General features: G+C 41.4%; 24 protein-coding genes. 2 read left to right on the top strand and 22 right to left on the bottom strand.

From position 1 onward, the window contains the following. Positions 1-83 precede the first annotated feature (83 nt). Positions 84-1157, bottom strand: a complete 1074-nt coding sequence (locus CWC22_RS11120; RefSeq protein WP_138536564.1) for an SMP-30/gluconolactonase/LRE family protein — start codon at positions 1155-1157, stop codon at positions 84-86. Between the two features lie 944 nt (positions 1158-2101). On the opposite strand from CWC22_RS11120, the gene CWC22_RS11125 reads away from it, so the two are divergent. Both CWC22_RS11125 and CWC22_RS11130 read left to right on the top strand, forming a co-directional pair. After that, complete coding sequence (locus tag CWC22_RS11125; RefSeq protein WP_138536562.1) at positions 2102-4570, top strand: hypothetical protein; 2469 nt, start codon at positions 2102-2104, stop codon at positions 4568-4570. 38 nt (positions 4571-4608) lie between these two features. Further along, a complete protein-coding gene (locus CWC22_RS11130; protein WP_138536560.1) occupies positions 4609-5694 on the top strand; it encodes an NAD(P)/FAD-dependent oxidoreductase in 1086 nt (361 codons plus the stop codon). Positions 5695-5796: 102 nt separating this feature from the next. On the opposite strand, the gene CWC22_RS11135 is transcribed toward CWC22_RS11130, so the two are convergent. The 21 genes from CWC22_RS11135 to CWC22_RS11235 all read right to left on the bottom strand — a co-directional run bounded on the left by CWC22_RS11135 (position 5797) and on the right by CWC22_RS11235 (position 21444). Beyond that, entirely contained in the window at positions 5797-6981 is a 1185-nt protein-coding gene (locus tag CWC22_RS11135) for a flavin monoamine oxidase family protein (RefSeq protein WP_138536558.1), read from the bottom strand. A gap of 90 nt (positions 6982-7071) precedes the next feature. Further along, positions 7072-7674, bottom strand: a complete 603-nt coding sequence (locus tag CWC22_RS11140; RefSeq protein WP_125563794.1) for a chromate transporter — start codon at positions 7672-7674, stop codon at positions 7072-7074. A 731-nt stretch (positions 7675-8405) separates the two neighbouring features. Then, positions 8406-8780, bottom strand: coding sequence for a hypothetical protein (locus CWC22_RS11145; protein ID WP_125563796.1), 375 nt, complete (start codon positions 8778-8780; stop codon positions 8406-8408). Between the two features lie 109 nt (positions 8781-8889). After that, a complete protein-coding gene (locus tag CWC22_RS11150; RefSeq protein ID WP_138536556.1) occupies positions 8890-9132 on the bottom strand; it encodes a hypothetical protein in 243 nt (80 codons plus the stop codon). Between the two features lie 122 nt (positions 9133-9254). Further along, positions 9255-9548 (bottom strand): hypothetical protein, encoded by a 294-nt coding sequence (locus CWC22_RS11155; RefSeq protein WP_138536554.1) that lies wholly within the window; start codon positions 9546-9548, stop codon positions 9255-9257. A 757-nt stretch (positions 9549-10305) separates the two neighbouring features. Further along, positions 10306-10665 (bottom strand): hypothetical protein, encoded by a 360-nt coding sequence (locus tag CWC22_RS11160; protein WP_138536552.1) that lies wholly within the window; start codon positions 10663-10665, stop codon positions 10306-10308. Between the two features lie 113 nt (positions 10666-10778). Continuing rightward, the gene (locus CWC22_RS11165) at positions 10779-11162 is read right to left on the bottom strand and encodes a DUF6678 family protein (protein ID WP_138536550.1); all 384 of its coding nucleotides are present in this window, start codon (positions 11160-11162) and stop codon (positions 10779-10781) included. Between the two features lie 980 nt (positions 11163-12142). Continuing rightward, positions 12143-12517 carry a hypothetical protein gene (locus CWC22_RS11170; protein WP_138536548.1) on the bottom strand — a complete coding sequence of 125 codons (375 nt, stop codon included), beginning with the start codon at positions 12515-12517 and terminating at the stop codon, positions 12143-12145. Positions 12518-12946: 429 nt separating this feature from the next. Next, positions 12947-13336 (bottom strand): hypothetical protein, encoded by a 390-nt coding sequence (locus tag CWC22_RS11175; RefSeq protein WP_138536546.1) that lies wholly within the window; start codon positions 13334-13336, stop codon positions 12947-12949. A gap of 63 nt (positions 13337-13399) precedes the next feature. Then, the gene (locus tag CWC22_RS11180; RefSeq protein WP_138536544.1) at positions 13400-13768 is read right to left on the bottom strand and encodes a DUF6334 family protein; all 369 of its coding nucleotides are present in this window, start codon (positions 13766-13768) and stop codon (positions 13400-13402) included. 128 nt (positions 13769-13896) lie between these two features. Further along, a complete protein-coding gene (locus CWC22_RS11185) occupies positions 13897-14856 on the bottom strand; it encodes an acyl-CoA desaturase (RefSeq protein WP_230090567.1) in 960 nt (319 codons plus the stop codon). Positions 14857-14985: 129 nt separating this feature from the next. Beyond that, positions 14986-15291 (bottom strand): hypothetical protein, encoded by a 306-nt coding sequence (locus tag CWC22_RS11190; protein ID WP_138536542.1) that lies wholly within the window; start codon positions 15289-15291, stop codon positions 14986-14988. Positions 15292-15719: 428 nt separating this feature from the next. Then, positions 15720-16247 carry a hypothetical protein gene (locus CWC22_RS11195; RefSeq protein WP_138536540.1) on the bottom strand — a complete coding sequence of 176 codons (528 nt, stop codon included), beginning with the start codon at positions 16245-16247 and terminating at the stop codon, positions 15720-15722. 154 nt (positions 16248-16401) lie between these two features. Continuing rightward, on the bottom strand, positions 16402-17133 hold the full coding sequence (locus CWC22_RS11200; protein ID WP_138536538.1) for a hypothetical protein: 732 nt from the start codon (positions 17131-17133) through the stop codon (positions 16402-16404). Positions 17134-17383: 250 nt separating this feature from the next. Beyond that, positions 17384-17740, bottom strand: a complete 357-nt coding sequence (locus CWC22_RS11205) for a hypothetical protein (RefSeq protein WP_138536536.1) — start codon at positions 17738-17740, stop codon at positions 17384-17386. Between the two features lie 26 nt (positions 17741-17766). Then, on the bottom strand, positions 17767-18303 hold the full coding sequence (locus CWC22_RS11210; protein WP_138536534.1) for a DUF6896 domain-containing protein: 537 nt from the start codon (positions 18301-18303) through the stop codon (positions 17767-17769). Positions 18304-18499: 196 nt separating this feature from the next. Further along, positions 18500-19522, bottom strand: a complete 1023-nt coding sequence (locus CWC22_RS11215) for a hypothetical protein (protein WP_138536532.1) — start codon at positions 19520-19522, stop codon at positions 18500-18502. Between the two features lie 3 nt (positions 19523-19525). Beyond that, positions 19526-19882: an immunity 53 family protein gene (locus CWC22_RS11220; protein ID WP_171044990.1), complete on the bottom strand. Its 357-nt coding sequence runs from the start codon at positions 19880-19882 to the stop codon at positions 19526-19528. A 103-nt stretch (positions 19883-19985) separates the two neighbouring features. After that, positions 19986-20327 (bottom strand): hypothetical protein, encoded by a 342-nt coding sequence (locus CWC22_RS11225; RefSeq protein WP_138536528.1) that lies wholly within the window; start codon positions 20325-20327, stop codon positions 19986-19988. Between the two features lie 105 nt (positions 20328-20432). Next, positions 20433-20741: a hypothetical protein gene (locus CWC22_RS11230; RefSeq protein WP_138536526.1), complete on the bottom strand. Its 309-nt coding sequence runs from the start codon at positions 20739-20741 to the stop codon at positions 20433-20435. A 352-nt stretch (positions 20742-21093) separates the two neighbouring features. Further along, positions 21094-21444: a bacterial transcriptional activator domain-containing protein gene (locus tag CWC22_RS11235; protein WP_138536524.1), complete on the bottom strand. Its 351-nt coding sequence runs from the start codon at positions 21442-21444 to the stop codon at positions 21094-21096. Positions 21445-21869 lie beyond the last annotated feature (425 nt).

The following is a 21869-nucleotide window of genomic DNA, read 5'->3' on the forward strand; positions in this document are numbered from 1 at the left end:
CTTATGTAAAAACTCACTATTTGGTTAGCCGCAACATGAAACAAAATCAGCCAGCCAAAATTTGGTCGCTGTTAAACAGTTTGTTATTGTGGTTTCATGCTTGAATCCCGTTTACAATCAAGTATGAATGGTTCAAAAACACTGCCGATCAACACGTGGTCTTGATAGGGCGCACCAACACTTGAACCTGAGATAGCCTCTCCGTTATTCAGGTATATTTCATCCACCGACATACCATCGTTTACATTTACCCGAAGTACTTGTGACGCTGAGAGGTTTGCATGATTTTTACTGTGCTCCAGATACTTGAGCATTTGCGGATGACCTGCGACCCACAAGTTACCTTCAGAATCCCACTCAAGGTTGTCAAGCCCGCTATCAATTGTCATTTCGTCGATGAGTTGCAACTTTCCTGTTTGGTTATCTCGAGCATAGGTTAACAGTCTCTCACCAGTGGACTCTGAGACATACACTTTTGACGAATCAAGGCTGACTTGAATACCGTTTGGGTAAGTCAGGTCGCCAGTTAATTTAGTAATACTACCGTTATTTCCATATGCTATTCCACCACGCGCCAGACGGCCGAAGGATTCCAAAAGGCGACCAAAGCGAGTAAGGCTGCCTTTGTCGATGGTTGCATAAAAACTTTCACTGTTAATTGCCGCAACGTCATTTAGGCTATACGGTAAATCTGTTTTAAATGTTTTTGCACGTTTAAGCGCCCCATCGATAATATCAAAAATGATTACTTCACTATCAGAGCGTTGCTCACTGCCGGGGGCTGATGGGGGATGATTCACGACAAAAAGCCGATCAGCTCCATGAGGGTTCTTCCACAACGAAACTCCATGCGGGTAAAAAGTATCGCTAAGGTCGTGAGACATAAGCGTTGGCTTTGAATAGGAGCCTGTTTGATAAGTATATATCCCACCACCACCAGACCAGTTGCGCCGATCGTGTGCAGAGATAAAAGCCAGACCACTTGTTGGGTCAATCGTTATATCCTCTGCGCCCACCACACCCTCTACTGTACTGCAGGAGCCTGCAAAATGCGGTTCGATTGTTTTATATGCTCCGCTATCAATAATTGTATCCATGACAAAAACAGCCGGCGGTAAGATCAGGACCGCGATACCTATTAAGCACTTTTTTAGCATTCAATTTCTCTTTGTTAATTTACCTGTTCAATTAAAGTCGGACTAATGAATAAGAACAGATATATGTTGATAAGCCCAAATAACCAAAGCACGTGTCCCTTGTTAATTGAGTCTCTTCTTCTCATCTAACAGAGCTTGTTGCTCAATTACTATTGCTGATTGACATGCCCCGCATACTCGCCACAAGCACTTTTATTTTTTAATAATTTTGGAGCCCAATCTATGCGATAGATACAGTTAGAAGATAACCAATGGCCCTATTTAAGTAACTTGGAGTATTGTAATAATTTGTGATGCATTTTTACCCAGGCGGTCACTGAGCAATGAAAAAACACTCACAAGTAGTGAACTTGTTTTTGTTGAGCCCAAGCGCATGAGCCGCCATGGGCAACCTCAATTATGAGGAGCCAACTAATCAACATTCACCACGGCCATCCTCATCAAAAAGCGGGATGTTCTAAATTGGCGTGTGTCATTTTTAGATGGGTGATGTAATGAATACCTTGCCATTTATGGAGCCATTCGGAGTTTTTTATAGGCAACTCTTCTAACTTATTGAAGTCCACCCTACAAACATTGCTACCTCAACAAAGCACTGGAGAATTCCCTCTTTAGGGTGATCAGTAGGACGAGATAGTAATTTGTGCGTAACTACCTCCATAGAACAGCCTGGATATTTGTTTCAATAAGTGGTTTTAGACAAAGCGGTCGTTTTGGTAATCCCAAAGGAGTTTATGGCTGGCTTATTTGCGCGCAACACTTTCACCACATATATTAAATTTAGGAAAACTTTTTGTTTGTGCATTTTTCCTGTGTAGCAATTTCGCTGCCCGGTTATGTTGAGCAATTCTAATGTGAACTCTGAAATCTAGCTAATGGCTAGCAAGAGTTGGCATTGCTCTATCCAACTAAAACTAAATTCACGACGTAAAGGAGTGATTGTGATGGCATTAATACAACAAGTTAAACAGGCACTTATCAGACTAATTGACGCAGACGCAGGCTGGTTGGAGTTGTTGAACCACCATGGCTGGCAAATCGGCTTAGCAACGTTACGGCAATTAAGTGATGATGATTTTAAACAAGCGTTATTGACCAAGCCCTTAACAATAGATAGGAACCTGGCCGGCTTTACTGACTTTCATGTATCAGCAAACCATTTAATTAGTGCCAGTGAGCCTGCTAAAAGCTTGTTATATCATGCTTTTGCGTCCCCGAATGTATTAACCAAACCGGATGGATTTGAACTTCAGGCGTTTCCGAGCAGAGCAGAGATAGAAGTTGTCGAGAACTTTGTTTTTGCCGCCAGACAAGCCACATTGGCAGACATTGAACAACAAGCTCGTACCATTATGGGCTTTCCGGACAATGTAGAGCTGGAGCTGGCTGTGTGTAGCTTTAGTACCGAATACCGTGTTGCTCAGTCAACCGTACATGGTACTCATGCCGATATGTGTTTTTCGCGTACTGGTATTGCCCGGGTAGGAACCGATGAAGCCGTTTACTCACCCGAATTAAGAGGCTATAGCGTGTTTTTAGATGACGACGATATTCATCAAATTCGTGTTTTGCCCTGCCACTTCTGTCCTTATATTGCCGCTAAGTTTAAAGGTCGTAAAGACCGTTTTGGCCCGGTCGCGGTGTTAAGCGAAAACGTAGATGATTCGAATAATGAATTTTGGGTGCCCTTACACAAGTTATTCAACGGCGAGGAATGTATTTCGGGCCTTAAACTTGACGTTGATCAGCAAGCCAATTTGTATAATCAAAAATTGGAGAAATTTGCAGAGTTACTTAACCGGGAAGGCCTTAGCGAAGTGCCGGAATCCGCGTTACGTCAGTCACCTTTCCGGCTTACTGAGTTATTAGCTGAGTGGGGTGATGCGACAACGTTTGGGGCTGGTGCTTTAGTTCCGGTTGCCCACCCTTTAGTTGCAGGCGCCGCTTTAGATGGAGCGCCGTTAGATTTTATGACTCCTAAAATGACAGACAGAGGCCTCTTTTACAATGCGTTTGCTCCGACTTTGGCGATGCAAGCCGAAAGAAGCGGTGCGCGCCCTTGGCCCGAGTATGCCCATATTCGGGAAAAGGTTAATGAAGATGGCAGCAAGACCAGTTTGACAAACAACCCTGATGTCATCGACATCACCAAACAAGGTGGCTTTAATGCACTCCACTACCTGGATTTTGCCGCCGATGGCTCTGTCACGCCTCATGTTAAAGTGGCTGAAAGTAATACTGGTTTGTCGCACAATGGCAAACCGCTGGAAAGCATCAGTGCATATAGTTTGGTTTCTGCGCCCGACTTCTTCCCTAAGGTGCGTCAGCGTTTTGTTTATAGTTGGTGGAAAAATGATATTCCCAAACAGGCACGTGCGGGCACCCTACCTGCCTGGTGGAGCTGGTTGGTTGAACACAACCATTGGCAAAACTTATGGCGGGCAGATCCAACCCCGTTATCTGACTTAAGGGTCGCAGCAAACATTCAGTTACCTAATTCACCTTTTACTAAAAATGATATCACCGCTAGTGCAATAGTAGCTTTACCTCAGGCCGAAGTGGCAACGGATGGCACAACTGCTGAAATCATAAAAATGGCTCATCCAAAGCGAAATACCTTTTTGCCGGATGGCGCGGCTGGTATTTTTGCCCCTGGCTGGGATACCAGTTTTGATACTTTAAGTACCCCGCAAGGCAATGTGGATCATTTGGCCGCGTATGGTTTAGGTAGCCCCTTTCCGGAGGATGCCAAGTTATGTGCTGCGCTGAGCACCTTTTGGCCAGCAGCTGCACCTGATACTACTCGCACCTTTTTTGAAGTGCCTTTTAGCGCAGGTAGTGTTGTGCCATTAACCGATGCCGAAAGCGGCGTTGGTGATGAAGTCTCGTGGGATGGCTTAACCGGCCCTCACTTTGTCGACCGTAATGCAGAGCGTAGTGTGGTGCAATTCCCTGATTATCCTCGCGCCGATTACACTCGCAATGCGTTGAATGGGCTATTTTCAATTGCACAAACCAGCAAGATCTCACTTGAAGAATATAAACGTCGGATAGTGGCCATGCTTAGGGTTTACCGGGCAATTGATAAGCTTGATAACAAAAATGATGCACATATAGTGTCGTTTAAACAAGTTAACCCGGGAGATAGCGAATTAGAGCAAGCAGAAGAGCGCACCAATGTGGATCTAACCGGTCCTATTTATCGCGTTGAGGGGTTTGATAATGAATTTTCCGGTCAGCAAAACGTGTCGTCCCCAACCCCCACCCCCACAGATGAATCCAAACACTATGCCCAATACCAGGTTAAGGTAAGTTGGGTGGTATTTGTCGGATCAGGCGACAATGTATTAATGCGTTTAAACCTGGGTGACGGTTCGGCTCGCCGCAGTAACTGGGTTAGTCGTGATGTATAAACCCGTTTTATGCTATTTAAGCTATCCGGAGTCGCTTAATGTCCGGTGCTGATTTATTGATAATAGGTGGCGGCCCGGCTGGTTGTGCAGCCGCTATTACCGCCCGTCAGAGCGGGCTTAATGTCATTTTAATTGAGCGGCAGAGTTTTCCCCGGCATCGGCCGGGGGAATCTTTACACCCGGGTATACAGCCCCTTTTTCGTCAACTGGGTATTGAAGACAAAATACTGGCAGAAGCCCCTCTGCGTTATAAAGGCCAATGGACTGAACAAGGAGACAACACCACCTTTCAAGCATTTGGAGAAGATGACAACGGCAGCTGGCAAGGTTTTCAGATCCCAAGAGAACAGTTAGATCTGTGTTTAATTGAACAGGCCCGCTTGCTGGGCGTAGATATTCGCCAGCCTTGCCGTGCCCTGGAAATAGTCAGAGATAGTGGCAAGGTTACGGGCTTGTCTACAACTCAAGGTGAGATCCTGGCACAGTGCATTATTGATGCCTCCGGCGGCAGACATTGGTTAGCGAAACAACTAAATACGGGCCTGACTTATTTAAGTCGTCCACTTTATGCACGTTATGGTTATGTCAGTATTAATCAGGCTTCTGACTGCATTGAACAACCGAGATTTAAAGTGTTAACCAATGAATGGCAATGGTTAGCTCAGATCTCTGAGCGTACCATTCACTGGACACGTTTATTTTTTGATGAAAACACGTTCATTGAAGATGCAAAGCCAACAGCACCTTCCGATGCTAATAAGCACACTAGAGCACAGAGAAAAATCAATGCGCCGCCAACAGAGTTAGCTCACTTACCAGGGCTAGGCGGTATTAAAGGGGCTGACGTTAGCTGGCGAAAAACCAAGGTGCCGGCAGGGCCGGGTTATTACATTGTAGGAGATGCTGCATTTGTACTTGATCCAACATCGTCACACGGCGTGCTTAAGGCCTTAATGTCAGGTATTTATGCTGCTAACTTAGTCGCACAAGTCTACAAGCAAAAGATTAGTGACTCAGTGGCTGCTGAGATCTATGACAACTGGCTTACTCAATGGTTAGAGGGGGATGTGAATAAACTTAAAGCCTTTTATCAGAATACTCTGGATGTGCAATCATCGGATTAGGACGTCAATCAATTACTTTTGAGCTACTATTCAGTCAAGCCAATCGACATAAGAAATAGCCAATTTAAATCAATGAATGGGGGAGATATTTATATCAAGCGCTTAGGGCTTCAAGATTTCCTCTACAACACGCCTGGCGCTTTGAGTTGCATTATGCACAGCGCCCCAATCCTCTTCTTGCGTGTACGAGTCTCCGGCAAAATACAACTTATGATCGATGGTACTGGAAAGAGCACTTGAAATACTCGACGGTGCGATATCCGCCAGGTATGCAGAGTGAATATATGGCTCATCATCCCAATTCTGCACAACATGATTTATATAATTTTGAGAGGCTTTACCATCGAAAACTTGATTTAACTCGTTAAGAATGTACTCGAGTTGCGCTTCTTGCGAAACCAATTGATACTGCCTGGCTTGCTGACCCACAGCGAAAAGCCCCAGTACATTGAATGATGTGTCCTGTCCGTGTGCGGCATCAAAATAGGCCCGTTGACCAGCACTTGTTTCACTATCAGGAAATGTGAGATAAGTCGGATAAAATCTTTCAGCGAAGCGTATAAACACTTTAATACCACCCCAAATCGGAGCCTTCTGGATCGCATTCAGTTTGCTATATGGCAGAGACGGACTAAAACTAATCACCTCATTTTGCAATATTTTCAGCGGTACTGTGACAATGACTTTGTCGGCTTCGTAAAGCGATCCATTATGGTCAGTGACAATAACTTTATCTCCAGTATAGTCAATTGACACTACCTGAGTGTTAAAAGTTATTTGTGACTGGATACTCGGGGCAACATATTCTTCAAAAAAATCAAACCAGGTGCAGTTTATAAATTTTTTATCTTCAAAATCACTGCCAAATGCATCAAAAATTGGCGAAAGGTTTAGCGTGCCATTTTCAAAATACCCAACTCGATCCTGACTTTTATAACCTTGAAGCTCAATAGAGTTTTCCCATGACGATGCCTTTAATACCTTCGTTAATTCGTTTTCTGAGGCATGTAGCCATTCCGCCCCCAGCGGGATGGGAAAATCAGCAAATGTGGTCGTGCGTTTCATCCTACCACCATATGTGGAAGATGCCTCCAGTATCTGAAAACTGATACCGTTCTGATTAAGCAAATATCCAGCAGCCAGCCCAGCCGCCCCCGCACCAATAATGAGCACAGACCCGGAAGAATTTGACGGTGTGGAGTTCGAGCCACTGTCGCTCTTGCATGAAGTGAGTGGTACAGATATCCCCAGCAACCCACACATTTTAATAAACTCTCTTCGATCCATCTCACTCCTCCACTTTAGATGCTAATGGCAACATTGATGCTCTCACAAAGGAATTGCTTTTCATCAGACACATCGCAAACAGGGGCGCACTTAATGCGTCCCATGGTTTGCTTTGTTATGATCTTCTGGCTTATCTATCGTTACTATCACGGCGGATAAATGTGGAAATCCCTGCCAAAGAGAAACAGACCCTTCTCCCAAAGAAAAAACGTCACTTTTTAGTTTTGGATAAAAGTACATATGGTGTACAGGGGTAGGATATAACTTGCCGTTGTAAAACATTTTATTATTTGGTGACATCATATAGACCAAAGCAGCGGTCTCGGCAGTTGGCAACTTACCTGCTCGAAAAGCCTCATCTACAATTTTGTATGTTTCATCGTAAGACTTACCCTCATACAGTGATTTCATATGTAATTCATATGCTGGTAGGATTGTTCGCACAGCTGGCTCATTAAAGCAGGACGGTTCATACCTTCCATTCGGATCGTGTACTACAGCACATGTAAACTTGTTTTTCCCTTGTTTTATAGGTATGAATTTTCCACCTTTAAATTTTAGAAAAGTAGCATCTTTAGTAACGTGGGAGGGTGCGCCTTCACTAGCTCTGGAGATTTCCAGACGATCGGCTTCACTCAATGAAAAACAGGGTACGGAAGCAAAAATTAATAGAGCAAAAATCAAATATCTCATACTGATTATTTCCTTATATCCACTTACTCAAATATTCATCAGATCACAACACTTCAAGAACAGAGTTGTTAAAACAGCTATATTGTGTGAGAGCCCAAGCACACAACAACCAGAGTGCAAGTCGTCACATACATTGCCTTAGTAGCAGAGTTATTGCAAATCATTGCACCGATCATGACAAACTCCGCAAGGCACACTGTGTTTTGACAATATATGCTTTTTAAGCAGACATCCCAGACTAGATTAAACAATACTTGCCAGTACCCTGCCTGAGAAATGTACTCCAATCATCGTTGCTGATGCTAGTTATCGAGCTTGTAGTAAGAAACTCTGGCTAATAGCCACCAATACACCTTGGGCCAGAGACATAGTAACCGCCGATACCCTCACCGGCTCGATATTCTGCAATTACTCGCTCGATGTATTTCAGGTGAAGGCTATGAATATTCTCTTGCGGATCGACATGTATGCTGATTACTCAAATTAACAACGAAATTTCCAGGCAATTTAGCAATGAGGCCAGGCGACTAAGCGATTATGTTATGACAGAGAAACCATTGCGCGGAGCTATGCGCGAATATGTGCGCTTGATACATCAAATTGGAGGGTATCAATTATGAGAGGCTCCCCAATGCCTCAATCGTAGGCTAACATTAATTGGTTATAATTTAGCGACTTTCTTCCACCAGCCTGTTGAGTATTTTGTATTTTAGCCGGTGTGTTAGGTATACCTAAATACTCAAAAATAGAATACCTACATAAACAAGTCCGCTAATTACAGCATAAATCGCAAATTTACCTAAGTGCGATTTTCTCGAATTTGTTTGTAATGCCAGATTGATATTTCGAAAACGAAAGTAGATAACAGCCACCACCAAAAAGTATGAAATAATAGTGACAAAGTGAAAGTAGCCCTGAGCAAATAGAACATCGTTGATCTGAGAAAAAACCTCTCCTATCAAGAGCTCACCAATCATCAAGAATGAAAAAATGTTAAGTAGAACAAAAAATGATAATGTGGAAGTAGCTGAAAAAATCGAATAAGAACGTGTTCCGCCTTTGTTTAGTTCTTTTAATGCTAGAGACAAAAATAATGAATGCAACATTAGAAATCCTAGAGTACACCCTACGCCTTTAGTCGGCACATAGATACTGAGCTAAAATTAGCAACGAAAAAACGCAAGCCAAGTGTTTTGCGCCCTTTAGAGTGACTTGTTACGCCGATTTTTGCCACACCACTTCAAATTCTTCTTTAGATATTTTCTTTGAATCCGACATATCCAGGTCTTTAACGTTCCCACCATATAGCCAACATTCGTCATCAGAGTCGTTTCTGGAAGAAAACCATCTTCCATTATACTCTTCGACTTGCCGAAGAGCATGCCCTTCATCAGCGAACTCAGTCCAAACTATACCTTCACCTAGATGTGACTCTGAAGGCCCTTTCCAATATTGCACTGTATCTCCAGATCTGCGAAATGCCTCATTTAGAGGCAATAAAATAACTTTTAAAAATTAGCAAGATACGAAAAAAGCCAACTATTTTTTATCCTGCAATAATGAGGTGTTAAGTGTTTTCCTCATTTTATAGAGCCTTGATCTCTCAAAAATTGCATTACCGACTCTGATAACTCTTTGCTTGAAGCACAAAGTAACAGAAAATGTTCTTTGCCCGGTATCGTATCAATATCAATTCGCTGATCTTGATCTGATCGCAATATAATTGTTAGTTCACTCCAATCTGTAGATTCAGCGGTTTCCGAATTTCCATCTGAGTCTATATCAGCGTCTTCACCCCATATATCGTCTGCAATCTTATAGTAAGCTGGCATAGGGCCTATAATTTCAATTTCTACTTCTACCATCCGACTCATACTCTATCCACTAAACGCCTTAAAAAAGACCAGTAAACTGCTAGCTAAATACGCAAAGCTCACTATTTATTTTCCCAGAGAGCCTAAGAACGAATGTGAGTGACTCATTATACACCCTGTTCATAGTAACTATCCAGCGTGGCTACGGTAAGACGATTGTGAAATTGCAAAGGATTGATACAAATTAAGGGCTTTAAGTTTACATAAACAACGCCGTTTTCAATATCGGGTCACCCGAGTAGGGTTAAAGGGTTGTTTCCTTTGGCAATATGTCAACATTTTCTGGGGGCGCTTGTGCTGAAATTTTATAAGTTAAATGTTGCCAGAGTTAAACCATCAAAAAGGTCTTCCGTACAGACTGGAGATTTTCCATATATTTATACTAACTCTCTTAATTAAGCACCCTATTTTGAGGCGAGAAAACAGGTTCAGTAACCAGACAAAAACTTGTGAGCCTATGTCTAATATATAAGGTTATAAATGAGAGCTCTTTAACACAGCCAGCATCCCCCCTTCAAATAGAACAGATATTAAATGAAATTGACATTAATAACAAACCACTTTTTCTCAGCCTGCGTAAGAGATTAAATGAGTTAAGCTAACGAGTGATGGGAACTTTTGGAGAATTTTAGGCTATTTTACCTACAAGCCTTCGGACAGGGTGTCGGCGTTTACTGTTATCTTTCATTGATTTTACTTGAGTATATTCTTCATAAAGCGCATCGAGACTCATCCATACCCTATTGCTTTTATAAAGTCAGATTTTAAAGCCCATGCGTTTATTTATTTTTATACTTCTGAAGTTATATTTTTTGATCAGGTCAATTTCAGCACGGGGACTTATGGCATTAACTATAGTATTAACAGATTCACCAACTTCGGGGAATCCAACATAGCCGTCTAGTTTGACGTCAGGTGCGATAAAGTCAGCAAAATGAATCAAAGCAGGATATCCAACTCCAATATCTGCCCACACCCCAAATTGAGCACGACAAATTACAATTCCACGTACTTCATCACCAACTTTTAAATTATGATTGGAGTTATTGAATCGTTTTATCCCGCTCTCTTCCAGCCAGTCAGGAAATAAAGAAGTGAGCTTCCCTCTCCAATCCACAATGCTCCCCCTGAAACACCACGCTAGCCGTAAACGACATACAATAGCTGGCTACAATTTGCGACAAAGGAGCACAAGCCAACTGTTTTGTGCCCTAGGTTTAACGACCTTAGTTAGATATACTTTGCACCAAATTCTTTGTAACACTTTGGAAAATAACCCCAAACTCTGACAAATGAATCCGTCACTTCAAATTCAAAGCCGATCCGTTGAACAAGACTTAAAACCTTTTCAGACAAATCAATATCAATCCATTCAACACAAAGTAATGGAAATGGTAAGTGATAATACCACTCACTATCCCACTCCGAGATGTAGCCATTGACTACCTTAGTTCGATAACAAGGAGGGTTAGGAAGTTCACGCATTTCTGAGATGAGTTCATTCCACTTTGTGTTGTTGGCAGCACCAACTAGTTGCTTTACTGCTATGATTCTTTTAGCTTCCTTCACGTCCTTTTTATTGGACACTGCATCAGCCATTGGCAGAAGACTCATATGTATACCTAACGCCCAGCTAAGAGGCAAATAATTAGCTTGGCGAAAAGAAAGCCAGTGACAAAAGCCAAGCTATATTTGTCCCGCTTTAGTTACTTGTTAGGTGCAACCAAAACATAATAAATGTTTGATATCGCATCACTGAAACACCCGAAGTAAATCAGGCACTGCTACGAGCAAGATTTGCCTTATTAACAAGAACCCTAGAACAGCTCCAATTGGGTAAACGATAATCCTGGCAATTACAACGGCCACTGGTTCCGAAAGCGGAGTATATTTGGCCAGCAATTTCGGTGAGTAAGCCATATACATAACAAGCCATATCATAACCCCACATACCAAAATCTGTAGCATACCCAAAAGTTGATATGTTTCACTTAGGCCAGGGGCAACCAATGCCGTTAAGGCGAAAATCCCCGCCATAGACCCAAATACAGCGAGTCCAATAATTGCCATATATCTAACGAGCAAATCGATGAACTTGAGACTCTTATGCATATGCACCTAACGACTTATTAGTAAGAGTGCCGGTTTAAACCTGTTCCCAAGGCATTTCCAACCTATCACTAAACCAACTTATCTGTAATAAGAACAGTAACCTATCACCTAGTGCCCTCGCCTTCAAGTCTGTAGCTGTCGGTAGAAAACGAGCCCTGATGTTAACGAGAATTGCACTCTCGCTATACAAATCAACTAACACTCAAATTTCAATAAGTTAAACAGCTCAGTGGCATAAACGATATTTGTGAGTTCAGTAAAAGCGAGAAACTTGATTTGATAAGTAACCGCATTCACTTAGACCTGAATACAGTAAGTAAGGGGGTTTTAGTCACGTTTTTCTGAGCCTGTATGCGTGAGCTCAGAACCAGACACTACTGAGAATGAATGGCGTACAAACGCATCAACGAAGTTTTTCAAAAAAGAAGCGCAAAACAATCGTTTTGCTTCCTTTTGAATAACTTACTAGGTAGCGGATTACTTTAAATACGAATTGAGTTTCCAGGATTAGAAAACATTAAACTCCTTGCTCTTTTGGTAGTCATTCCCCAGTCATCGGTTTCCCAGCGCTTATATCCTTCATCAGTGAGGAATAGTTGAAGCGGAGAAAGTACAAAGCTGGCCCAGTTTTCAACGAGGCCAAGTGACTCTCTTTTGCTGTAATCGTGATATTCCTCGTTTTGAAACTTTGTTAAACCTACAGTCCCGTCTGAAATAAGCCCTTGTAATACGGCTTGTACTCTCATGTCTTTGACACCTCTGGCATCAAATTCGGTTTTAAGTTCATTCACCGCAGACTCTTCAGACGCAAGAAGAGCAACTAAGAACTGAAGTTCATTTGAAGTCAATTTTTCCATAAGTTACCTAGCAACTTTGTAACGGGTCGCGGTACCGTAAATCCGCACTTTTAGCTGTTCAGCCAGAAAAGAGAGCATTGGCAAACTTGCTAAGGCTGGATTCAAAGCTCTGTACCGCACTAAACATCATATTTCTTGTTTGGGTTATTTACCCTTTGGGTAAGATAGTTTCTCAATTGATACATTCTTTTTGCTGGACAGTCATCTTGATGAACATCATCCAAACACCCCTGACAATTAAGGTCTTCATTTCGCTTAAGAACCCTTACAAGGTCTTTCGCAACATTTAGGTTGATTTCGATTAGCTTCGTTTTACTCATCAGCATCTCACGGGGCTTAACACCTTACCAACAGGCGCATAAATGCTTGACTGAAATTAGCGACGAAGTAGCGTAAGCACGCTGTTTTTCGTCCTGGGTTTAGGCACTGTTATACATCAGACCACTGCTTATGGATATACACGATACCTTTATTTAGTACATCAAACATACAAGAAGCCTTTGCTACATTTGGCTTTTCATTAACGAAAATTCTGAACTGTTCATTTGTCGGATGCTCTCGTTCCTGAAAACAGCAATTATCTTGAATTTCTGACAAGGCATTTTGATAATCAGTTTCTGACAATATGACAGATGACATTTCAAATTTTATTAGTTTAGGGTCTTCATTTGGTATTTCTGTCGAATGCAAAGTAACTTGAAACCCCTCTTGTATATCGTACTGACAATCTTTTTTCACGCCAGCTTTCACTACATCTTTATTGGAGTCATTACAGCCGACTAGTGAAAAGATAAGTAGTAGAGTAAATATTTGCTTCATGATCCATAACGCTCCCATAAAATGCGGCTCTCCATTGGCTATAGTTCGCGAAGAATGCGTTTGTTATAGCTCGCTCAACCTAAATTGCTTAATAGTGGATGCCGCTACAACTAATTCAACAATTTGACCATTTTTGAATTCAAACCTCAGAGCATCAGTGTAACCTTGATTGTTAACCATGTACCAAGCCCATGACAATTCCGAACTACAACACTCATTAAAAAGCAGCAGGCTATCTGACTCAATGAGATTGCCAGTGCAAAGTGAATCAGCCACAACTATTTCATCAGAATCTTCAAGTACACTAATGAAGCAACAAAATGATTCAAAGTCTAACTTGATAGCAGCTACCTCAGAAGGAAGTTCTTTAAAGCTAAAAGACGTCGCGCATAACAACTTCTCACACGAATCAACTATTTTAGACAGTTCCACCAAAGCCTCCGAAAGCTATAATACTGTCACTTCGGTATTGTTTATGGGGTGGAGCTTTGGTGTAAAGTCGCGAAACTACCTCAAAGCGCAGCGGAATAAACAATGTCCGTATGATGGTCTTGCTAATATCATCTCCTGATATAATTAGCGATTTCACACTTTTCAGGTTCACGCTTATCTCTGCTGTTTAAATCTTTAGCTTCAACTCTCAGCTCTGAGCGACTAGGTAAGTGCTCGGGTAGTCTAATATTGGTGACTATACCAAGGTTATGTAAAGCATTTAAAACCCACCAACCAGGATCTGGCTCATCTTTGTATAACCCCAGCATCGCGGAGCCAGGAAATGCGTGATGATTGTTATGCCAAGCCTCACCCATAGAAAGAAATCCTGCAATTCTTATATTATGACCTTGCACAGCAGCACCATCTACAGACCATGTACGTTCTCCCTGATTATGGGCGAAATATCCAATCAGCCAATGCCCTCCAATTGAAACAACCACACGGACTGAGACACCCCATATGGCCCAACTCACACCACCTAACATATATAAGAGAAAGGCTAAGATAAAGGACTGAAGCAACCAGGTTGACTCGAGAAATTGATAGAAGCGACTTCTAGAAACCCGCGGCTCTAGATTAAACGTCGGAGGGTGCTTTAGCTTTAAATCGCAATTTAATTGCCACCAACCGTCTTTAATCATAGTCGAACCGTGGAGCAGGTAGTCGTGACACTTTGATTGACGTTGTGCCCAATCGCGAAGGTCATGCTGTCTAAGCATACCAATTGGGCCGGCCATACCAACTAAGACACCTAGATAGACAAAAAGATATTCCATCCATAGGGGGCACTCATAAGACCGATGAATAAGCAACCTGTGCATACCCAATGAATGGCCTAAACAGAGCGTGATGCCTGTTAAGGCGATAAAAACGAGAAAGCCGGAAAGCGAAAAAAAGAATGGTGCAGCAAACAACGAAACGAACAAATTTGATAAAAACCAAATCGATTTAGCTGGACTCCAAACTACCAGCCCCTGCCATGCACTTTCAGAATTATTGGAAAAAACTCTTTCGGTATTGTTCATACTTTCCCTGGAGATAGTTGACGCCGATAGAACTGGCTAAAAATTGTTGGCTATCGTTTTGTGAGACACAAACAAAGCCAGCCTTCTTTGTCCGCCTTTACAACTTTGTTATGTGAGTAGTTTAACTGCTTAATCAGGACCTGATCCTCCTGAATCGCCATCAATGTCTGAAGTTGCTGAACCGTCTTTCGAACCTGTGGGCTCTAAATACGTACCGTCACTTACATTCACCCATTGGCCTTTAAGTTTTACGTATTTCTGCAAAATATTATGCACTATAATCGAGCCAAATATAGGAACCAATAGTGCCAATAACACTAAATTCATTTTTTCAAATGCAGTTCTAATTGGACAACTCAAAACCGCATAAGCGGAAGACGCAAACACTAATAAATGAACCAGTAGCAATACTAGATAGATTGGCCAGTTTTCCATAACTCTCCTATTTCACTTAACGCAAGCCTTTGTTTTTAATTATTTATATCTCTAGAAAACGATCAAGTAGCAATACCATAGGTAATACCACCATCCTACACGATGTGCTCAGAAAAAACTGCCCCCAGATTCATGTTCAGCGTCTAGATTCATTAATCCTGACATCGACACTTTGCGCGATAGCAATCCACTTTCACTCACTGAGCTGGGCGAAGTATGAAGATCTTTGTCATCACTAAGCACAATATTAAACGTATAGATCAACTTGGGGAGCCTCAATTACGAGGGGCAACCCTTGGCTCACCTTACAGACTAAAATACTTGGTTATAGTTAGCGTAAAAGGAGCTTAAGCCAAGTGTTATGACCCCTTGATTTAGGCGCTTGTTAGATGCCTCACTGGTTCATACCAAATCTACAAACACATTCATTACTCATTATTCAATTGAATGATCTCTAATATCCTTAAATCATCAGTGAACCTTATTTCTACAACTTTACCTTCAAATTTATCTATCTCCATTTGGGTGAGGTCGACATCAAAAAATCCCCTATCATCCAACCTATAATCAAAAACAACACCTCCAACTTCAAATTTTACAAAATCCCAGCCTTCCTGATAAAAATGCAAGCTTTTTAACGTTCCTTTGATAGAGTCAGAATTACTATAAAGCTCATCTAGCTGGCTCAACTCAGATACTACTTTAAGATAAGAAAAAAAAGATAAAAGAACAAAAATAACTATAGCTATAACTAAAATAGTTGGAAAAAACTCATGCTGTAGAGATTTTACACTTTCTCTATAGCGAACAATATCAGACTTTGTTAACGGTTCATTTAATTTAAAATGGAATTTAAAAACAACAGCAGACATTAAGACGAATACCGCAAAACCAAAGGGTATAGAAAATGCCTTGTAGTAAATAAACTCAGATGAAAGTTGGTAAATAATATTCATAAGCAAGCTCTACTTATGTGAGAATTATCCATAAATATCCGAAAGCACCGAACGCCAACATAAAATACGGAGAATGCTTGGCTAAAATTAGCAAAAAGTGAACGCCAGCTAAGCGTTTGACGTCATTTTTGATGTGTTTGTTATGTTTGCTTAGCTACCAATCTCGCCACTCCTTCCAGTTCTTAAGCAGTCTGGAATTAGCTTGCTGCAACGCACTCACTTGTTCATCAGGCCACCACAGGGCTAAGTCAACACTTTTCAGATTGGGTAAGTTATGCAATGGCTCAAGGCTTTTATCAAGTACTCTCGTATTTACAAGGCGTAGGCGCTCTAAATTCTTTAAGCTCCTTATAGGAGATAGCGTATCTAACTTTTGAGTTGTCCACGTACTTCCGTTAAGGCTAAGAACTTTTAGATTTATTAATTGAGCGAGCTCCCGGATATCTGAAATATTTTTTATATTTTCAAATGCCAGCCACTTTATATTAGTTAGTTGTTCAATTCCATTCAAATTACCTAACTGAGTAGAACTCCCTAAATTGAAGTACACTAAGTTAGATAACTTTTTAAAATTGATGTTCTTTATACTAGAGTGCTTTATCGAAAGGCCTCGTAAATTAGGCATGTCACAAATGGCATCAAAAAGGTATTGATTAACTTTTGGCGCTACCCATAACATTTCAACACGCTCTAAGGTTGGCAATATTTTAACCCAACCATCTCGCACTTTCTTTTCTTGGTATGCACTTAAGCCTAACTTATTAGAAGGACCGCACAATATAAGCCTGTCATTATTAAAGCCTTCTTCAATATCAAACTGCTCTTCTGGCTTATCTAAAACCCACTCATAACCTGAATAGTCAGCTTCATTCCAATTAATAGACAAGTGCGTACTCTCCTGAAAACATAACGCTGCGCTCTGAGAGCCCCCAGATATGAATAATTAAATCAATGTAATGGATACTCACGCCACCCTTTGAACAAATTTATTTTGCCCAAAGCTAACCAGATAATATCACCACGCGTATCATCACTATTCTACACGATATGCTCAGAAAAAACTGCCCTCAGATTCATGGTCGGCGTCTTGATTCACTAATGCCGGCAACCGAAACTTGCTCAATAGCAATCAACTTTCACTTATTGAGCTTAGCCGGAATATTAAAGGGCCTGCCACTGCCAAACACAATATAAAACGTGTGGTTCGCTTGCTTAGCAATACCGCCATGCATAACAATCGGCTTGCTATTTAACGCTTTAATCCGCTCCTGACTTGTGGCGCTAACTGTAACTTCATAGAACAAAAACATCGAACCTAATAGTATTTGAAATATTTGGTTAAGTACTTCAGTTAAGTCGCCGTATATCGGGTTAATTAAAACCCAAAGCCCAATCAAAATAAATGCTATACCGACAACAACGCCAAGCAAACGCATAATTAACTTTTTAGTTGTCACAGTTACAGGGCCTTCGATTACGTATAACGTTGTCATAAGGCGTGTCGTATTTGATGGTATGCTTAGGTGATGACAATACCGATTACACCAAATTTAGTGCCCGTTATTTTCTTAAACAAACCCATTTCCACCATAACATCCATAACCCGAGACATATCATAGTACCAGTCAATTATACCCACGGGCATACTTAATGACTGTGTTGTATCAATAAACTCAGCAAAGAAATATGGGTCAAGTACACCAAACTCCTCACCATACCAGATTGGTACCTCAATAACCTGACCCGAATCGATATTTTCACAAAAAAAATGCGCGCCATGATGATAACACCGCCAGCCATCAGGAAAGATCTCTATTTCGTCAGACTTATCCCACAATTCAGTTAGCGGAATGTCATTCAATTCGGTGATTGTTCTTGCTAACCACTCTGATTGCTTTCTAAACTCGCTAGCTGCATGCTTAATCTCTGGAATTATTCGATAAATTTCCGGTTTGGAGATGACTTGCTTTATTGTTACGTAACTCCAGTACTTTCGGCTTCCAGGATCAAAAACACTGTAATTCTCAGGTAGTTCACGCCTCAATCTGACTATCAATTTCTCCCTTTTTGAATGGGGCATCCAGGAGGGAAATGTCAGTACTAAATGCCTCTCTCACTCTACCAATCTTATAAGTTTTTCAACCGATGGCAGGAAAAAAGATGATATGTAATATCTACGAACAGGATCAGGCATTCGACCACATAACGCCTGCATTTGCAGCAGGTTTGTAGCGGTCCCATGCATACGCTTACTAAAAAACATTGGTACGCTCTGCCTCGTCTAATTTCTTTAAGGCAAATTCACCCCTTTCAGATACAGCGTGTGAGCTATCTGAAGCAAAGCGTTCCGCAAACACTTTGGCATTTATACCTAGATTACCTAACTCTCGTATTAGAATCTCGGCCGAAACGCGCCTAACGATGGATGAACGATCTTCAGATGATCTCTTTAGTAGGTCTATTAGTGGAGTTTCAATTTCTAACTTCCGCTCTCCAACCACAGGTTTTAACCGGCTCTCACAGTACCTTATATCAGTCCACACCCATTTTCGACCTTCGACCCATACAACATGCCCTTCAAATAAGCTGCGATATGCCTTAGCTCGAACTGAGGGCTGGATAGCAGATTTAGCTATTTCTTCAATTTGCCCATCGAGTATCGGAGTGCGGCCAAGCTGAGAAAAGAGTGATGGCATAGGCCCAGAAGCAGACAGAATCAACTTAGATCGAAGGGACTTTGCTATCTCTTCTTCAGAGATGATTTTTAGAAGAACCTCTTTATCCGCCTCTTCTATCCTGCCCCAGGAATTCCAATTCGAAAGCGCGATACAGAGTGCGTCAGCTACATATGCAGGGTCTGTCGACCTTGCTACCTCAGGGAGTATCTCCCTTGCGGCTTTACGCACTTGTGGTACCCAATCATTGAGCCTGCGCACTGCAAGAGAAAAAAAGAAAGTATTTGGTGCAGCCCCAGATAGGACTCGAAGTGCTTTTTCACGTTTGTAACCATCCCAGCTAATAAGATCAAGCCATGTTACTAACTCCCTGGGCCTTGACCATACCTGCCACTTAGGAGGATTAGACCCCTTTATAGCGGAAGAAAATTCTGCACGAATAATCCGTTCCCAATAGTCAAAACTCGAAAGCGGCAACTGAGATGTAACTTCGATTAGTTCAGTCATATCAGCGACGACTTTACTACCTGAGTTTATCGAGTTAGCAAAAGTTCTCACTGCAGAAATAACCTTATTTTCCATAATGTGTGATTGTTGCACCTACTATTCTTGCCTCTTAACGCTTTTAGCAGAGGCGCAGTTTACTGCGTCCCTAGCCTGGATTTTTTGAATGCTGTCACTCCATTCAAGAAATGCAGCAACCATTTTATCTAGTAATAAGGGACCAGAAGCCCCAACAAACTTACGATCCTTTACTTGGCAAATTATCCAATCAGATTCTGAATCATAATTTACCTTTAGTTCATCAAATTGGGCCTTTTCTAACTCAGTTCCCTCTAAATCGATCTCTAGTTTCCACCCTGGATTATCGAGGGTGCTTATTTTTACACCGAATTGATGCTCCCAATCTTCATTACATTGGGCTTGATACCAAGCTTGTAGTCTTTCGAGGTTACTCATAGTTCCGTTCGGCATTTAATGCTAAGCTAAGGGGTTCAGACGCGTGGCAAAATTGGCGAAACCGCCACGTGTTTGCGTCTCAGTGAGCGACTTGAGTGTTTTGTTAGTCATCATTTTGTATAATATCCGTTAAGCCAAATTTTTCTTTAATTCTATATGCATGCTGTACGATAAGGCTTTTTGAGTCCTTTAACCAGTCTTTGCAATATACTTCCAGTTTAATTAAGTGCCCTTCTTCGCGTATATCTTCTTGCATGAAAAACTCAAACCAAAGGGTGTTTCCATCTTTGTCTTCGAAAGAGCTGGCTTCTACCGTAAAAGTTAAATATTTAACCAACTTCTTTTCGTAAAGCGGTGTGAAGGTGTTATAAATTTTCGTTATGACGTTCATGTTTAGCTGATCTAATTGCCAACCATTTTGAGGACTTAGGACTATTTGTTTCATACCTGACGACTAATCTCCATTCAGAGGTTCATAATAGCTTGCTAAAATTGTGAAGCGAAACGGAACCGAACAAATTGAGAGCAACCGCGTCACTATAATGGCTTGTTATTTATCAAGTGGCACCGACTCTCCAGTTTCAATAGAGATTTTATGCACTATACCGTCGAAGTCCGTAACTAATACATAGTCACCATCGAATTCAAAACCCTCGGTAAAGATTTCAGGGCCTGATATGCTCCATACTTTGTCACCTGAGGAATTTAACCTACATATGTCTAACTCTCCCCAAGAAATTAAACAATCATATCCATCCACCCAAAAGACACCAAAGCAAGTGGCAAAATCAACTTTTTCTACCCATATAAGCTCTAGAGTAGGAAGCTTTAGTGAGAAGACAGAATCACCTGAAGCCACATAACAAATATCATTCTTAATAGTAAAAGAGTACTGGTGAACTCCTGTTACCCCACCAACACCCAAAAAATTACAGATGATTCAGGGTTGTCAATTTCACCTAAGAACAGGCCGTGTGCTGAAGAATATTCGCTTTTTATATTTCTACAAAGTTCCATTTCATATGAACGAAGATTATCAGTCGAGTTGATCGAATAATGAGGCTCATTTATTAAAGTTACGTCAATGCCGTTGAAGATTTTCTTCATACTTGCCATGGTGCATAACGCCTTACTATAGAGTTTTATGTAAAGTAGGCCACTGGCCCTGCAAAAAACGGAGCAAAATTCAAAATGTCAGACCGCGTAACTTGTTATGTTGAGGACTTGATACTATGTATGTAACTGTCAGCGTCTTCAGACCATACAGGTTCTAATTTTTTAAGCACTTCAAACGCGGCAAGAGCTTCCGTAGTTTTACCTAGTTTGTATAACGCCTTTGCTTTGAAGTACAAAAGCTGCCCATCGTGAGGACAACGTGCCAGATGGCGTTCACAAGAAGACAACGCAGATTCGAAATTTCCCTTACTAAGCTCTCGCTGAATAAAACTATAGAGTTTACCACCATCACGATACCAATCATTGTAGGTTCGAAATAGTGCGCCAAAAGTATGTAACGCCACCAACACGACAAGCAGAGAAAGTATGATATCTATTTTTTCCATTTTATAACTTCCAGTAGCGTAACATAACGCTCGCAAAAGGGGCTGATAATGCCTAACTATAATTGGTGAGGCACGAACCAAGTCAAGCTTTATTAGTCCTGACGTTGTTATGCGTGTAATGTGTAATGCCGCACCTGTTTTGCAAGTAAATGGTGAACAACGGCAAGTAACAATATCATTGCACCAATATATGAACCTATCAAGTTTAATGGAGCTAAAGAAAAGCTACTCAAGCGCAACTAACGCCGCTATCACATGACTGCTGGCTGTAGTTATAATTTATGTTAACGTAGCGGCAACGTAGTGCATAAATTGCCACGAAGGACTTCTGTTCCAGAGAATAGCCTTGTTAACTCTTGAAAACTATATCGGCACGAAACATGTAGTTATTACCGGGCTCTATCATAGTGCTCTGATACTAAAGA

It is taken from the genome of Pseudoalteromonas rubra (assembly GCF_005886805.2).
GTDB classification, from domain to species: Bacteria; Pseudomonadota; Gammaproteobacteria; order Enterobacterales; family Alteromonadaceae; genus Pseudoalteromonas; species Pseudoalteromonas rubra_D.

Coding starts and splice junctions, on each gene's coding strand:
- CWC22_RS11145 (WP_125563796.1), bottom strand. CDS start 8,780: ATGTTGCATTCATTATTTTTGTCTCTAGCATTAAAAGAACTAAACAAA.
- CWC22_RS11170 (WP_138536548.1), bottom strand. CDS start 12,517: ATGGAAAAATTGACTTCAAATGAACTTCAGTTCTTAGTTGCTCTTCTT.
- CWC22_RS11175 (WP_138536546.1), bottom strand. CDS start 13,336: ATGAAGCAAATATTTACTCTACTACTTATCTTTTCACTAGTCGGCTGT.
- CWC22_RS11155 (WP_138536554.1), bottom strand. CDS start 9,548: ATGAGTCGGATGGTAGAAGTAGAAATTGAAATTATAGGCCCTATGCCA.
- CWC22_RS11235 (WP_138536524.1), bottom strand. CDS start 21,444: ATGGAAAAAATAGATATCATACTTTCTCTGCTTGTCGTGTTGGTGGCG.
- CWC22_RS11140 (WP_125563794.1), bottom strand. CDS start 7,674: ATGAGATATTTGATTTTTGCTCTATTAATTTTTGCTTCCGTACCCTGT.
- CWC22_RS11185 (WP_230090567.1), bottom strand. CDS start 14,856: ATGAACAATACCGAAAGAGTTTTTTCCAATAATTCTGAAAGTGCATGG.
- CWC22_RS11165 (WP_138536550.1), bottom strand. CDS start 11,162: ATGAGTCTTCTGCCAATGGCTGATGCAGTGTCCAATAAAAAGGACGTG.
- CWC22_RS11135 (WP_138536558.1), bottom strand. CDS start 6,981: ATGGATCGAAGAGAGTTTATTAAAATGTGTGGGTTGCTGGGGATATCT.
- CWC22_RS11190 (WP_138536542.1), bottom strand. CDS start 15,291: ATGGAAAACTGGCCAATCTATCTAGTATTGCTACTGGTTCATTTATTA.
- CWC22_RS11220 (WP_171044990.1), bottom strand. CDS start 19,882: ATGAGTAACCTCGAAAGACTACAAGCTTGGTATCAAGCCCAATGTAAT.
- CWC22_RS11125 (WP_138536562.1), top strand. CDS start 2,102: ATGGCATTAATACAACAAGTTAAACAGGCACTTATCAGACTAATTGAC.
- CWC22_RS11225 (WP_138536528.1), bottom strand. CDS start 20,327: ATGAAACAAATAGTCCTAAGTCCTCAAAATGGTTGGCAATTAGATCAG.
- CWC22_RS11130 (WP_138536560.1), top strand. CDS start 4,609: ATGTCCGGTGCTGATTTATTGATAATAGGTGGCGGCCCGGCTGGTTGT.
- CWC22_RS11205 (WP_138536536.1), bottom strand. CDS start 17,740: ATGACAACGTTATACGTAATCGAAGGCCCTGTAACTGTGACAACTAAA.
- CWC22_RS11120 (WP_138536564.1), bottom strand. CDS start 1,157: ATGCTAAAAAAGTGCTTAATAGGTATCGCGGTCCTGATCTTACCGCCG.
- CWC22_RS11195 (WP_138536540.1), bottom strand. CDS start 16,247: ATGAATATTATTTACCAACTTTCATCTGAGTTTATTTACTACAAGGCA.